Here is a 15,063-nt window from a genome sequence, read left to right as displayed (position 1 = left end):
GGGAGAAATAATCGCCCCATATTACGCAAAAAATTAATCAACAAGCCCGCAAGGAAGAAATTGCCTGCTTGTTCGCACCTTCCTTAGAATCCCGTCGAAACAAATCAGTTCGGCTTATTATATAATGCCCCAAACAGCAATTTTATTTATAAAAATACACATCATCCTGAACAAAGCTAATAGGATCTTGGTCAAACCTAGGAAGTCGTTCGTATGCATCACTAAGAATGGTTGCCCCATTTACACATTCCCGATTAGATAGCACAACACTATCCCTTAACACAGCCACACCACTTTTGAATATATACTCCTCATCGCTATGCGCTGTAATATCATAAAGATAATAATCATAGCCACCGTTAGTAAACTTAATGTGTGCTTCTCCCCCGCCAATCAATGGGATAGAAGACATTTTAAATAAATTTGCATTTTTTTGATTATCCAACGCCAGATCAATCACGTTGTTTTTTCTGTGCTCATAGTGCGTAACCCCCTTAGCATCTATAAACATATCAATCCACTCTTTATTAATCTGACAGTGAAACATAACGCCATTGCTGTCGGCAAAACTACAACATGAAACGCAAAGCAATAGTATCAGGCTATAGTTTTTCCCATTCATAACATACCCCTTCTTGAATAATACAACTTAATTGCCTGTATTTTCATCTCTCTATCTCGCGCACCATTTTCGCCACCATTGACCCTTCTTGTTACACCAGGAAAATCGTCTTGATCAGCGAATGAATTAATTCTTTTTAGCTGCCAATAAAAACACGCCGATTCGACGGCATATTTTAAATTCTGGATCAACAAATCTGGGTGTTGCACAAAATCCTGAGGATCATTGGGAAATAACTCATTATGCTTGCCGGTGAATAGCGTGTAGTTGTCTCTACCGGTCAATTGAAGCAAACCTCGGCCGCGAAATTTAAATCCATCGCCGCTGGCTTCATTGCCGTTATCCATCCGCTCGGCATACACCAGATTAGCCAGCGCCTCAGGATGATGGGCGTAACGCTCTTCCTGATCCCAAAGACCGACGCGCTGTGGCTTGCGACCACGGCGGCAGTCATCGATAGCAGGTTGATAATTTTCAGAGCCGCCAATACAGCCATAGACCTCCCGCATCCGCGCAGGCCGATAATTAAGATTTTCCGCTTTCGGCTGAAATGCTGATTCATGGGCGACCTGACTCAAAAAATGACAAATCCGTAGCGGGGTATCGATTTGGTATTGCGGCATATACAGATTCAGATAACCCAGCAAAGGCGTGCAATCCCGGCTACGCAGCACGGGGCACAACAACAGCAGCATCTCGAGTACCACCAGCGCTGCCTGCTGAGTCACCACGGCCAAGCGAGTCAGCAACTGCAGGGGATGAAACAGATAGACAGGGCTGGCGATGGTGGCAATGCCCAACGCCTTGAGTCGCTCCAGCTCCAGCGCCAGCAGATCCCGCGCCTCCTGCTCCGGGCTCTGCGCCATCAACTGCTGAAGATAACCACTCACCTGTTGCTGGTGTTCAGCCCCCCACTCGCTCGGATGCTGGACAATCAGCTTGTGCAATTTGACTCTATGATCCGGATGCTGCAGTGCGGCGGCGATTTCATCGGCACTCAGCTCGCCATTCTGATCCAGATCCAGTTGCTGGTAGATGGCGCGAAACGGTGCCGGTATCTGCTCCCCGGCCAGCACGATCTCGCGACTGGCCGCCTTGGTCTGGATCAGGCAGAAGCCTTGTCGTGCCAAGTCCAGCTGGCGAATAGGTTGCACATCTTGGGCGCGGACATAAACCTGGCTCAGGGCCGCAAAACCGCTGCGCACTCCCTTGAGTTCACACCAGATCTGGCCCTCGGCATCCGGGATCTGCGCCTGGATCGGCAATAGCTGATCCGGATCCGGACACTGGCAGCGATCGCTGAAATGCAGCGAGTCCCCCTGCTGCACCCGATCAAACAGCGCTTCGGCGCCTTGCAGATACAGCAGGGATTGTCCGGCCTCAACGCCAGCCGCGTTCTGTAACAAGCGCTCGATGGCGCCCGCCTCTTCATCACTGAACAGTTCGATATGCGCCCGATAGTCGTCGCGGTAGGTCCCCAGCGCCAGGGGCGCGACCGGGGTTTGCTGCAGCCCGAGAAATCCCACCCCATCCCCTGCGACAATGGGCACCTCGCAGTGCACCACAACCTCGAAGACACTGGGTGGCCCAGGCTCCAAAGCCAGCAGATGATCATCCACCACCACCCAGATACTACCCGTCACCGGCGCCAAGCTGGAGCCGGAGACCCCCGATAGCAGCTCGCAGGGCACCAACTGTTTGCGCACCCCGCCCACCATCCGACTCTGCAGATCGTGGCGCTGGAACTGCAGGGTACTTCCCACCTGCAACCGGCCTTCCGGCGCCCGCTCGGCCAGCAGATCTTCCTGAGTGCGATAGATGGGATAGGTATTGAGCAGCCGCGCCTTGACGCGACAATTCCAGTAGGCCGGTGGGGTTGCGCCGCCTGTGGCGGACGGCTGCTGGCTATGCCGCACATACTCCTCGCAATCGGCCACCCAGACCTCGGCCTGCAGCGCCACTAGGGCCTGGGAGCCGGCGGCCTTGTGGGTCACCAGCCCCTTGAGAAAACGCAGGGTGCGCAGTCTACCCTGCTCGTTGATCTGCAAGGAGCTCGAGGGCGTATCCAGCAAACGGATGGTGCTGCCGGCAGTCAGCTTGCCGAGCCGCTGCTGAATATCGTTGCCTCGCCGCACATAAATAGTTCGCAGCAGAGTCAGAATACGCTCCTGAGTCACCACGGGCTGATAGTGCTGATAATCGGCCAGATGCATATACAGGCTGTAGAGCCGTAGCTGGTTTCGCGCGGCGGCAGGGTTGGCGTGCGGCGCACGGCCATCCGTTGCCCCAGACGCTGCACTCGATGCGGGCGGAGCGGCCTCAGCCGGTGGCGAGCAGTAGTCGTGACGAATGAGGCAAAAGCCGTTGCTAAAGGCCAGCGGCTTACCATGCCAGTCGACGGTGGGATAGTTCCGGTTGAGCCGGTAGGCAATCACGGTACCATCCATCATGCAACGCAACGGCTGCTGAGCCCTATGCTGGGGCATGGTGGCGGCGGTGATATGGATGCCGCCATGCCAGCTGCGATTGCTACCCAAGATAAACTGGCCCTGTTGCTCGGCACTCAGCAGCGCTTCGATCTCGGCCAGATCAGCAAAGGGCTGGCCATCGGCCCGGCAGACCGGAAAACTAAGTCGCGTGGTCGCAGGCCCCGCCTCGACACCTGTATCGCCATCGGTCTGGACACGCGCTTGAGCGCGCGGTGCCGGGACTGGCCTAGCTGATTGCGCGGCAGCAACCGGCGTGGCCGGATTGGGGGCGCCAAATGGCCGCTCACCATGGGGGATGGACGGCAAAGAGGATGCCGCTGCTCGCGCCCCAGGAAAGGTGCCGACACTCGCAGGTACAGTGAGAACGGGATCAGCCATGCAAGACTCCGTAGCATCAATATCCCCGGCCACCGGATGGTGACGGGCTTCAGTGGCAGGAACCACTCGACGCCGCACAGCATGCCATCGCCGCCTTTTTAGCGCGCCTGACTGAATCAGCAGGCATAGGTCGCACACTCTTTAGGCAAACGCCGTTTTAATTGCCGTAGAAGCAGAAAATTGATTGACCGCAGGTCTGCTTTCTCATAAATTAGCGCCCCGTTGGCACCCCAAGGTGTGCAACAGGTGATGAACTCACGCCTAAATAAGAGTTCAACAACGGTGAGGTGTCCGAGTGGCTGAAGGAGCACGCCTGGAAAGTGTGTATACGGCAACGTATCGAGGGTTCGAATCCCTCTCTCACCGCCACATTAACCCTTTGAATCTCAAAGGGTTTTTTGCTTTTTGAGGCTTACGTGAAATTCCGCTGGATCAATGAGGTGGAACAACATGTATTTGAGCAAAAATTCAGCAGGTACATACTACACTCGCATCACTCTCCCTAAGTCGCTTCGTGACAAAGGACTCCCGTTTGCTATACGGACTTCGCTGGGAACAAAAGAGCGATCTGCGGCTATCGATCGTAACTTGCGTGTTGCTGCACTGGTGCGTGCTTGCATCGCCTCAGCCCCCTCTGGTTTAACGCACTCAATCTTTCTAGCCTGGATCCGACGCGAGATCGACGACTACAAGGCTAACCCTAGCTGTCTTCCTAGCCCTTCTAGCTCTTCTATGCCTACTTCAGTACCCATAGATGCCACCGCACAGGTATCGGAGCTACACAGCCCCATGGGTTCGCTCCAGTCAGATAATCCTGTAGTGGCCTTAGGGCAGTTACAATCTGAATTTATGGCGCGCAAAGCTAGTGATGGCATTACTCCTCGTTCACTCCAACAGCTAAAAACTCGTACAGATGCATTGGTGGTGGCATTGGGGGAGAGTTGCAGTGTTAACACGATAAAGTTCAAGCAAGCAGATGGATTCATTCGTGCGCTTTCTGCGCGCGGTCTAAAAGAAAAGACTATGCAAGAGTACAAGGCAGCTTGTAGCCAGATGTTGGCTTATGGCGTGAAAATGGAGTATTTAGGTCGAGATCCGTTTGAGCAGATCACCATTAAAAACAGTATGGCTACGCCAAGAACGCGGTGGGAACGCAGTCAGCTTGCAAAGTTATTTAGCTCAGAGAACTTTACCCAACAAGGCTATGCCAATGCAGACGACTACTGGATACCGTTGATACTGCTACATACAGGCGCCAGACCAGCCGAGATCTGTCAATTGCAAACTCGGGATGTTCTTGTTCGAGAGCAGATCCCCTGTCTTAAAATCACCAATGAGGGAGATGGTCAGTCGGTAAAGACAGCGCAGGCCAAACGCCTATTGCCAATCCACAGTAAATTGCTTGAGTTAGGATTTCTTCAATTTGTTGAACAAAGGCGAAAACAGGGTCACAAGCAACTTTTTAGCGGCAAAGCCACCGGAGCATTTGGGGAATGGGCAAAAAACTTTGAGACTCGGTTTTCACGCTACCTTAGCAAACTGGGCTTTCTGGCCGGACAACGACCAACAGCGTATGGCTTCAGACATACGATTATTGATGAGCTACAACAGATAGATACACCAGAACACGTAGTGGCCGACTTGGTTGGACATAGAAAAAGTGGGTTTACCTTTAGGCATTACGGCAAGGAAACTCCGGTAGAGCGACTGAAGCGGCAGATTGAACAGTTAAACTTTGCTGAGGAATTGAAACATGTGTGCAAGTTCAGGAGTGACTCAATCGGCGCAGTCAAGTGAACGGTAATAGGCCGTGATGTAAATTGCTACTACAGCTAGTCTGATAACGGCCTCTTCTGGTAGAGGTACAGCACTGGTGGCACTGTTACTGTCACCGGTGACACTGATGCTGTCACCGGTGACACTGATGCTGTCATTGGTGACATTGATGCTGTCATTGGTGACACTGATGCTGCCACTGCTGCCACTGCTGCCACTGCTGCCACTGCTGCCACTGCTGCCACTGCTGCCACTGCTGCCACTGCTGCCACTACTGCCACTAAAGTAGCCACATCAAATGTAGCGCATTCGTTGTCTAAACCAGGAATACCATTCTCTTTCAATGCAGTCGAACGTAATTCCAACTCTTGGCTTTGATAACAAAATTGTTCCACAGCTCGTCATCGGCACCGTCCGCGAAATCCTTATTATGCGCCTGTAACTGCTGCATTCGCAGATCTCGGACTGCTGATAATTGTTGTGTGATTTCAGTAAGGTCAGAGCATTTTCTGATGCAACCTGCGGCTACATCCAGTAAAACAATCTCGCACTCGATTGCTAACAAATCACTGATGGTCATGATGTTTTTAAGTAAATCATGTATTGCTCGAGATATGCCGTCAATAATCAGCGGGTCAGTTTTATGTAATTCAGCGGTCAGAGCAAAAACGTGTTGAGCTTTGTGCAACTCTTCTAGCTCACGAAGAATCGCGGCGATGTAGAGATTAGCCTCAACTATGTTGCCTTTTGCGCTCAACCGTTGAAACTCTTTAAATGGTCGCACCAAATATTCATGCCAATATATCAAATTCATAAATATTGCTCATTAGTAAATATATATATTTACAATTTAGAGCATTACTCAAGGTTTTCATCTGTAAGAAAAATTGACAGTTTAAGGTGGCGCTCAGTCAGTCGCGACGTAACATCATGATAAATAATGGATTTTCTCTCTTCTGTTAGCGAGGATGTTAGGTTGCGTGCTGATATAGCTGACAGCGTAGCAGTATCTGTGGTCACTCGTTTTATGTGCGGAGGCTTTCATGTGGTTATATGAAAAAATATATATAACCATTAATAAAGCAATTAAATTATATTTATATCTTCAAATATGGCGACTGTGTTTATTTATTCTTGCTAATAATTCCAGATCTCCATGAAAAATAATTGAATATTTTTCAAATTCCATTTGACTTTAATTTGATAAATATTATTCTCACCTGGAATTATAAAAAAAGAGGTGAGCGGGATGACTGGCGTATTAAAAAATACAGATAAATTCAAAAAAACATTGGGTGTTGCTCTTGAGGAAAATCTATCAATAAAGTTAATGGATTTTGCTGAAAGTACTGCAACAATTTATCGCAGAAAGACAAAACAATTGCAAAGGTGGATTGGTAAATATGTAATAACAGAGATAACAGCAACGTTCATGGAGCAGAAAATATGCAGTTGGCGTAAGAAATATAGCCCAAAAACAGTCAATGCTTATCTGGATCCTTTGCGGGCAACATTTAATCGAGCTGTAAGGGATGGAATTATTAAATGCAGTCCACTCGAAGGAGTAAAGACATGTAAATGGGTTCCTAAATCACATGATGCATTTTCTAAAGCGGAAATTGAACGGTTAACAAGTGAACAAGCTAAGTATCCTATTGAAGTTGCCATGATTAACATAGGGACGCACACGGGGCTGCGCGCAAGTGAGTTGCTAGCGTTAAGTGTTGAATCTATTGACATTATGGCTAGGCGCATAAAAATCGATCTGTCACTTGTCGATGGTAAATATAAAATACCAAAGACAACAGAATCTGAACGCCATGTTGATATACCTGATTGCGTTCTAAAAGATATTGAATTTTTAGTAGATAATGCGAGTAAGCGGAAACCTAAGACAATAGAATTTACGTTAAGTGACAATAGAACAAGGGCGAAATTAACTCGTCATTTTATTGCCTTTTGTGTCAAAGAGAATCGATTATACAGATCAGTCGATTATTTTCGTGATAAGTTTTTCAAGCCCTATTGCGAATCTGTTTCAGTACGATATAGAGGGCCTTCACAGTTTAGGCATACATTTACGAGTCAGTTGTTGACTGGTGGTGTGGCAATTGAATGGATAGCCATTCAATTGGGGCATACATCAACGGCGATGATCAGAAAACACTATGGCAAATGGTTAGAAAATGAAGCAGTAAACATCAAACAGCAGGTCAATCAAGTGTGGGCGGGAGGAACGGTTACTGATAACAAACAAAATCTTGAGACTGAAAGCTATGTGGCCAAAAAAGACACTATAACCCCACAGTCGGTGGATAGTGGATCTGTATGCCAGTCAATGGCTCCTCTGGTGGATTTAAATAATTTAGTGAAGAATAACCCAATGATCGCAATGATTATTAATTCGCTAATTAACAGCTATGGTTCATCTACTCCTTCTTCGGTAGCTGGATCTCAATTGGTGCCATCAGATTTGCAGGCAGTGATACCCCATGTTTTGTGTCCGTCTGGTAATGACTTATCAGGCTTGCAGAATTCTACCGGAGAACAGTGATGCAAAATTATATAGTTCATGTGTGGTCTATCGCATATGGGGCGCAGGAGTATTTATGGAGATGGGGCGTTATCCCATCTCGTGATAGTTCGCTATTAGCTGTATTAAACAGGCGTTTAGTCGGCAAAACGGTCTTGCTAAATAGTAGTTAATAGCAAGGTCACTCCTACACCGTACATGTTTGCTTCGCACATGTCCGTTGTTCTGCTTCGCAGACCGGAGACCTTGCCAGGGTTGCCACCCTGGACCCGCATACCCGCCGTAGGCGGAATAAGGGCGATAACAACATAAAAGACATAACCAGAAGAGCTGCCAACAGCCGGAGAATATGATGAAACAAAAAAATAGCAAGCAGGCGAACCTGCTCCAATCTCTACTCAACCAGCCAGATGATATTGCGTCATTGGAGCTTGCGCTCATGACGCTGATATCGACGGATGACCCATTAACCATCGATTCCGTGGCTACGACTTCGGGTCTGCCTCGAGATGGTGTCCGTCTGTTGCTCCCTTGCTATACACAAAGAAAGTCAGAGCGAATCGAATTACGCTGTTCCTGGACAGAGAAAAAACGCTGGGAACACAAGGCCAAGCTGAGCAACAAGACTGTCTCGCAACTGGCAGCGCATTCTCTAAATAGGCTTACTCTGCTCATTCCTCCCATCGAGCAGTTGCGCAAGGAGATTGATCTGGTTGTTAGAGAGCGAGTCCGATTCAACGGTTTGGTCAATCAAATAGCTAAATGGTGCAACACAGAACGCAGCGCAATTAGACAAGTAGAAATTTTAGCAGCGCTCGACGAACTGCTAGATCAATTCGAGTTTCACGACCAGCAAGTTATGCGCATCCTCCAGCATGACAATGGGGGGAAGCACTGATGGCTATCATTCGTTTTTTCCGTCATAACGGCATGGGTCAGGGCAAAGCGGATAGTCCCACTTGCTATATTCATGGCCCACGCGCTGCTCTTACCGATGAGCAGCGCAACAAGTACCACGAGCTCACTGAGATCCTGAACGATGCCAGGGGGCGCGGAGATAGCGACACAGTTAAAGAGGTGCTTTGGGAGCGCGATCTTATAGTGGGCAAGTTGCGTAAGCCAGCCCCTGTCGCTTTATCGAGCAACCGAGCTGTCGTGGAGTACGCCATTGCCCATAGCCCCCATAAATACAAATACAGCAGTGGCGTAATTGCTTACGCAAAGGAAGACAACGCCACATTGAATGCCAATCCGGCGATTGCTCGTGAGTTTCGCGAACTGTTCGAGGCGTTAGTGTTTGCCGGACTACCAGAAGAAGACCGGCTCATTGAGTGGGTTCAACACACTCATGAAGGAAATCTCGAAAACCACTTTGTGATCCCGCGCATTAACCTGCAAACCCAGAAGTATTTTAACCCGCACCCACCGGGAGCGGAGAAGGACTTCAACGCGATCAGAGATTATCTAAACGCTAAGTATCAACTAGCCAGTCCGGACGACCCCAAGCGGCAGCGCAAGATTAACCAGCAACCGCCTCGAGGCCCATATCCGGATCTGAAAATTTACTTAAGCAACGTCATTTCTGATATGGCCGCTGATGGCGAGCTTACCAACCGCCAGCAGGTCATCGACTGGCTAAATCAAAAAGAGACCCGTCAACTCTATGGCATCGTTAGCGTTGAGGCCAAGCGTGATTACCTGCGAGTAATGACACAGGGCAACCAGAAGGCGATACGCCTAAGAGGCCAGTTGTGTGGCCAACCGGGTGCAATGCCAGAACCTACCCCGGCACTAAAGCGGGATCTGACAGTGTTTGCCAATCGGGTGAATGAAGTCATAGCTAAACGCAGTCAATTCAATCGAAAACGCTACAACATAACGGCCCCTCTCAGTCCGCCCAGGCAACTAACAATCCAGCCGATATCTTTGGCGGGAGTAACGCATACCTCATCAGGGATGCGCGACAACAAGTTGGACCCGATATGTCAGCAAGATGGTGGCAACGCGCAGCAGGAACAAGCTCAGCAGGCTGCCTTACGCAAACAAGACACCGTGAGCGCGCGCGCAAGTGTACTAACACAACAACAATCTCAAAACACACAAAAACAACAACTAGGAACGGGATATGAGCCACTTACAACAAGAGGCATTGATTCAAATGAGTCATGCACACAACGAGCTGGAGATCCATTTAGAGCGACACGACCAAACTCTGCTACAGCAGCAAGCGCATTGTTTGCAGCAAGATCAGCAACTGCAATGGGCCAAGGTGCAAATCGAGCAACTGACGGAGTTAGTGACATCGCAAAACCACAACGAGCTGAAGATCCATTTAGAGCGACACGACCAAGCTCTACTACAGCAGCAGGAGCATTGTTTGCAGCAAGATCAGAAGCTGCAATGGGCCAAGGCGCAAATCGAGCTACTGACAGAGTTAGTGAAATCGCAAAAGATTTCGATATTGCAATTGAGCAAACACATAGAGCAGTTGAGCAAGCAGCTAGTGCAGTTGCCCATACAGATCGAGCAATTGACCAAGCAACAAGAGCAGGCGATACATTTGCTAGCCGGACCAGAAAACTCGGTGACAAACTGGAACAACTTGCTGGAAAACTTAAGGACAATATCCGAACGCTAACTCGCTGGATAACGAATCTGTATCGCGATGCGGATCTTGAGGCTAGTCGGTCAAACACTACCGGGCTGGCACCAGGTCAAATGGCAGAGCAAGATAGTAAGCAAATACCGACGACAAAGCCGATACGTGTCAAGGTCAGACCATCGGAGGAGAGCGAGTACCCGATGTAATAGATGGGAAGTACTATCACTGGAAGCATTGCTAGCTTGGACAGATATGCTGATTTCTGTGCAAAGTCTGTGCGAGTTAGTGCCCTGCTACTTAGCAAGAGGAAACTCGGCAAGGGCCAGCCTGTCGCTTTGCCACGCTCATTGCCGTACATGCGGAATACGTTGAATGTGAATCTTTCCAAGGCTACCTGAGTAAGAGGAATAAAGATGAAAGTTATGAACGAAATTTTGGCAATTTTAAAAGAACATCCGCAGACCAAATTCAGTGCGGTGCTAGCTGCCGCGCTGGCATCCGCTTGCAACGCAAGCTACGCAGTATCACTGCTAGATGTGTCTGCGAGCCTTGACGATAACGGCAAGAGACTGGTTGACCGGCTTGCTCGAATTACTCAGGAGTCTGATTACTCGAACGGTGCGCAGGATGAGGCTCTCCACCAACTTCGGGCGCTCGGGTTCATCCACTGAACGAGGAAAAATGGCCGAATGCCGCCACTATTGGCGGCTTTTTTCTACCTGATTACCAATGATTTGTGTGCTATCCGTCAATTGTCTCTAAATAGCTGTTCCGAATAGTAGATCACTGTGTTTGTGCTGCCTCTATGTGTGACGTTGGGCCATGCATCGCAGTCTAACCCTTGTCACTTCAGGCTTTGCCGCCCGATGACTGGAATGCCTTACAATGCATGGATTCCGGCAAAATGTAGCACTATTAGGCGCAGCTATTTAGAGTTCAGGATTAAAATTTATCATGGATAAGATACCCTTCGGACTGTAGCTATTTATTAAGGCCACGACCAATACCCCACACTTCATCATTAGGCTTGATGGCCACAGCCGGGCTTTGCGTACTTGATCTTTGATGTCAACGACACCACCTGTGGCGGGCAATTTCTTCGTGGCGTAGTTAGCCAGTTTGGCCAAGGTTTTTTGGGGCCAATACCCACACCTACGGTTAGGACTGTGTACTACTGAATGGTGGCTCGGATCTGGTGCCCGAACTCAACAAAATCCCCTGCCCACAAAGCGCCTAGTTGATCTCAATAGCGGGAACCATACTCTCCAGCGTGGTCGTCAATCGCTGGGACATATCGGTGGAATTCGGACGCGCCTTAGGGATTCTATTGACTGAAATATACTATTGGCCTGAGCTGTGAAACAGCTGCCCATGTCTTGATTTGAAACTGTTTCAGAGAGCGTAAAGCCCATGCCTGTATGGCATGAGCTTTAGCATTACTAGATGAGAAATTCGTCCTTTGATCTACCAGCCGCTACTGCTTCAGCAATCGCCTTAGGCATGCGGCCCTGACCTGTCCAGGTCTTCTCCTGGCCATCCTCGGTATACTTATACTTTGCAGGACGAGGATCGCGCTTAGCCTTCACAGTTCCGTCGGTCTTTACTGTGGTAGCAGAACTAACCAGCTCACTCGGGTCGATCCCTGCTTCCTTCAGCATCTTGGCGAAATCAGCCAGCTTTTGCAGGCGTTCAGCTGATTCCTCTCTCAATTTGGTTTCGTGCCGCTCACGCTCAGCGAACACCTCGTCGAATTTTGCCTTAGCTTCTACCAATTGCTCAAAAGAGAGTTCACGCAGTGAAGCACGTAGACTGCGAATATTGAGCAGGGTTTTCAAAAAATCGTTCATTGATGGCCTCATTATTACATTTATTATTCAAGGAATTATTACCCAGTTCATATAACAGCTCCAGAGTTTTTTGGCAGCAATCAGCTCTAACAAAATAGTGGTTTATCACAATACGTGAAATTACAAGCAGTAGGTTCTAGCCCGAGCTAGGGATGCCACATAACTGATATCTGTTGTGCTAGCGACTAAATGATACTTTGAGCTAACTACCTCGAGTCAAACTCTAGTGTTTACGAAAAGATATATACGCCACAAGCAACTTTGGACGATAAGACATGCCAAGTACTGGCTAAATGCTCAAGTTCAGCAGAGAGTGTTTTATAAGGTAATTCCATTGGAGGCTTCTTGAGCAGGAATATGTCATACAACATGAAAAAATTTCAAAATTTTCGCATGTTTTTTCATACCAGCGCGATGCCGCGCTGAACAGTTATCCATTGATAAGAACAATACGTTTAAATAAGAGGAGTCAAGCTCTTTAGAAAAATAATCATTTGAAAATCAGATTCGCTCCATGAGAGCCGATCTGCACACTCAAAACTACTACTGAGTTAGAAGTGACATTGAATAGCCGCTGGTTAAAAAGGAGCACGAAAAGAGCGGATGATAAAAATGAAGAACTAGAAAGTAATCAGAGAGAGCCAGGATGATTTATGGTTCGTTATTTTTAATTTGCTCTCAAATATAATAAGTGGACGTGTTTTTTGAAAAAACAAGGGCAGAACTTTCAAAAAAGTATAAAATTCCACACTTAGTTTTTAGTTAGTATTAAATATTGTTGCATTGCTGCTTAATTTTACAATCTGCTGCATGAAAATTCGCTGCCTGAGCACAGTATATGACCGAGTTCAGCGAGGTGTCTTGAGCGTATGTCATTAGTATTTCACAGTATCTTGCGAAGATAACTGGCTGCCTACTTGTAACCACCTAGTACACAAAAATGGTCTGTTTTTGTTAACCATGCAAGAAAAAAGGATTTTCAACAAAAACAGCGAAGAGTAGGATAGAGACTCAAATTGCGACCAGGATGAGACCTAAACGGCAACAATGCGTGGGTGCAATGACACGGCCCTGCGGTAGCTAACGCCATCATAAGGTGACTAGTTATGGATCTCGCTCGATCCGTGTTCTAAAGGTCCATTTTGGTGCTTCTTATCTATGTCTAGCGCAGTTAGAAGATGAGATTCGAGAAGGGCATATGTCATGTTAGGCGGACATTTTCCGCCTTTGCCGATTAGATCTACAAAGCACACGACACATCATTTTGATAGGAAAAGGGGTTTTGAAACATTCTACTGGCACTGATTACAGACTAAGCAGAACAACTCAGCGATCTTATGCGGACTTGTTCAGGATAATACATTGTTATGCATCACGAGAAGTCGCCGGAGATTTGAGGGAAAAATGCCAATCACACAGCAACGGTTGATAAGACTTTATATTGAGCAACTTAAAGTTTTGAAGGATGTGGGTATCTCATTTGGAGACCATCCACTAACTGCGATTTTGGGCCCAAATGGTACTGGGAAGTCGACAGTACTTCATGCGTTAGCTTGTGCTTTCGAACCAAATACACCCCAAGGAGAGGCATACAAATTCAGTAGCTTCTTTCTTCCCAGCACTGATGCGCTTTGGGAGGGAAGCAAGATGACCCTGACGCATTCTTATCGTGAGGGTCAAGTTGTCCATGAGGATATTCCTCAGCCTTACTCTAAGGCTAGTGATCGCTGGATACCTAGGTACGCAAAAAGGCCTAAAAGAGATGTGTTCTATATTGGTATTGATAAGTGCGTTCCGATGATTGAGTCAGAAAATCGTCAAGTACGAATTAACTATCAAACGACACAAATTAACGAAGAAATCGTTTTAGACATCCTAAAAAAAGCTTCTTTTGTCCTCGATCGAAAATATACAGCCTTCAATCAGCACAGCGCGCAAGGGAAGGAGTTCATAGGTGTAGGTCTTGAAGGATTGAAATATTCTGCACTCAGTATGAGTGCGGGTGAGCAGAAAGTTTTCTATGTTCTAGAAAAAATTTTTAAGGCACCGAAATATTCTCTGATACTTCTTGATGAACTTGATTTGTTGTTGCACGAGAAATCATTAAAAAGGCTCGTGGCTGTTATTAACGAAAGAGCTAAAGCAAAGAATCTTCAGGTTGTCTTCTCGACCCACCGCGAAAGTTTGGTTGATTTTGAGGATGAGATAAATATTCGCCACCTATTTACAGGGCCGCAAAAAACTTATTGCTTTGAACAAACGAAGCCTGACGCGATTGCAAGGCTGACAGGTGCTCAGCCAAAGCCAATTGAAATCTATGTTGAAGATGAGATGGCTTCCGCAATAGTTCGCGTAATTCTGGGGAAATTGAAAGCGAATAAATGGGTTTCCGTTGGAAAATTCGGTGCAGCAATAAACTCTTTCACTATGGCTGGAGGGTTACTCATGAGGGGAGATGACTGCCAAAATGTGTGTTTCGTATTAGACGGTGACCTCTACCGCGGTGAAAATGATATAGAAGCTCAGGTCAATCGTGTCGTTACAGGGCATGGCGAGGAAATTGATAAAATTAGGCAAGCAGCAAAAGCTCTTATTTTGAGCTTTGGTCTTCCTGACGGCCAGCAGCCAGAACGCTATTTTCATGCTTCGCTTTGTCAACAGCCTGTGACGAATGACGATGCTCATAATGAAATTGTTGAAGCCGCGCAGGACGTCGGAGTTGTTGCAAACGACCATTGCATATTCCCACGCATGGCGATCGCTCAATAACATTCATGCCGATCACGTAATAACATCCATGCCGATCACTCAATAAC

11 protein-coding genes and 1 tRNA gene are annotated in these 15,063 nt (G+C 47.6%); 8 read left to right on the top strand and 4 right to left on the bottom strand.

Translation table 11 applies throughout. From position 1 onward, the window contains the following. Positions 1 to 142 precede the first annotated feature (142 nt). Together ACYVG7_RS12760 and ACYVG7_RS12755 are read right to left on the bottom strand one after the other, a co-directional pair. Entirely contained in the window at positions 143 to 622 is a 480-nt protein-coding gene (locus ACYVG7_RS12760) for a hypothetical protein (RefSeq protein ID WP_460883476.1), read from the bottom strand. Further along, positions 619 to 3,489 carry a glycoside hydrolase family 19 protein gene (locus ACYVG7_RS12755; RefSeq protein ID WP_460883475.1) on the bottom strand — a complete coding sequence of 957 codons (2,871 nt, stop codon included), beginning with the start codon at positions 3,487 to 3,489 and terminating at the stop codon, positions 619 to 621. Before ACYVG7_RS12755 ends, ACYVG7_RS12760 begins: the two co-directional genes overlap by 4 nt. 281 nt (positions 3,490 to 3,770) lie before the next feature. Here ACYVG7_RS12755 and ACYVG7_RS12750 point away from each other — a divergent pair. The 3 genes from ACYVG7_RS12750 (at position 3,771) to ACYVG7_RS12740 (ending at position 5,554) form a co-directional block, all read left to right on the top strand. Beyond that, positions 3,771 to 3,858: transfer RNA gene (locus ACYVG7_RS12750), tRNA-Ser, on the top strand. A gap of 81 nt (positions 3,859 to 3,939) precedes the next feature. After that, entirely contained in the window at positions 3,940 to 5,286 is a 1,347-nt protein-coding gene (locus tag ACYVG7_RS12745; protein ID WP_460883474.1) for a site-specific integrase, read from the top strand. Positions 5,287 to 5,362: 76 nt separating this feature from the next. Next, positions 5,363 to 5,554, top strand: coding sequence for a hypothetical protein (locus ACYVG7_RS12740; RefSeq protein ID WP_460883473.1), 192 nt, complete (start codon positions 5,363 to 5,365; stop codon positions 5,552 to 5,554). A gap of 51 nt (positions 5,555 to 5,605) precedes the next feature. On the opposite strand, the gene ACYVG7_RS12735 is transcribed toward ACYVG7_RS12740, so the two are convergent. Beyond that, a complete protein-coding gene (locus tag ACYVG7_RS12735; RefSeq protein ID WP_460883472.1) occupies positions 5,606 to 6,079 on the bottom strand; it encodes a hypothetical protein in 474 nt (157 codons plus the stop codon). A 435-nt stretch (positions 6,080 to 6,514) separates the two neighbouring features. Here ACYVG7_RS12735 and ACYVG7_RS12730 point away from each other — a divergent pair, with 435 nt between their 5' ends. The 4 genes from ACYVG7_RS12730 to ACYVG7_RS12715 all read left to right on the top strand — a co-directional run bounded on the left by ACYVG7_RS12730 (position 6,515) and on the right by ACYVG7_RS12715 (position 11,071). Beyond that, complete coding sequence (locus ACYVG7_RS12730; RefSeq protein WP_460883471.1) at positions 6,515 to 7,819, top strand: tyrosine-type recombinase/integrase; 1,305 nt, start codon at positions 6,515 to 6,517, stop codon at positions 7,817 to 7,819. Positions 7,820 to 8,150: 331 nt separating this feature from the next. Beyond that, positions 8,151 to 8,696, top strand: a complete 546-nt coding sequence (locus ACYVG7_RS12725; RefSeq protein ID WP_460883470.1) for a plasmid mobilization protein — start codon at positions 8,151 to 8,153, stop codon at positions 8,694 to 8,696. Beyond that, positions 8,696 to 10,606 (top strand): hypothetical protein, encoded by a 1,911-nt coding sequence (locus tag ACYVG7_RS12720; protein ID WP_460883469.1) that lies wholly within the window; start codon positions 8,696 to 8,698, stop codon positions 10,604 to 10,606. The genes ACYVG7_RS12725 and ACYVG7_RS12720 overlap by 1 nt, the downstream gene beginning before the upstream one ends. A gap of 207 nt (positions 10,607 to 10,813) precedes the next feature. Further along, entirely contained in the window at positions 10,814 to 11,071 is a 258-nt protein-coding gene (locus ACYVG7_RS12715; protein ID WP_460883468.1) for a hypothetical protein, read from the top strand. A gap of 768 nt (positions 11,072 to 11,839) precedes the next feature. On the opposite strand, the gene ACYVG7_RS12710 is transcribed toward ACYVG7_RS12715, so the two are convergent. After that, on the bottom strand, positions 11,840 to 12,247 hold the full coding sequence (locus ACYVG7_RS12710; RefSeq protein WP_460883467.1) for an H-NS family histone-like protein: 408 nt from the start codon (positions 12,245 to 12,247) through the stop codon (positions 11,840 to 11,842). 1,404 nt (positions 12,248 to 13,651) lie between these two features. Between ACYVG7_RS12710 and ACYVG7_RS12705 the strand changes: the two genes are divergently transcribed. After that, positions 13,652 to 15,016, top strand: a complete 1,365-nt coding sequence (locus tag ACYVG7_RS12705) for an AAA family ATPase (RefSeq protein WP_460883466.1) — start codon at positions 13,652 to 13,654, stop codon at positions 15,014 to 15,016. Positions 15,017 to 15,063 lie beyond the last annotated feature (47 nt).

This window comes from Pseudaeromonas pectinilytica, assembly GCF_054780855.1.
Note: the sequence above shows the minus strand (reverse complement) of the source record. Positions and strands in the feature narration are given on the sequence as shown.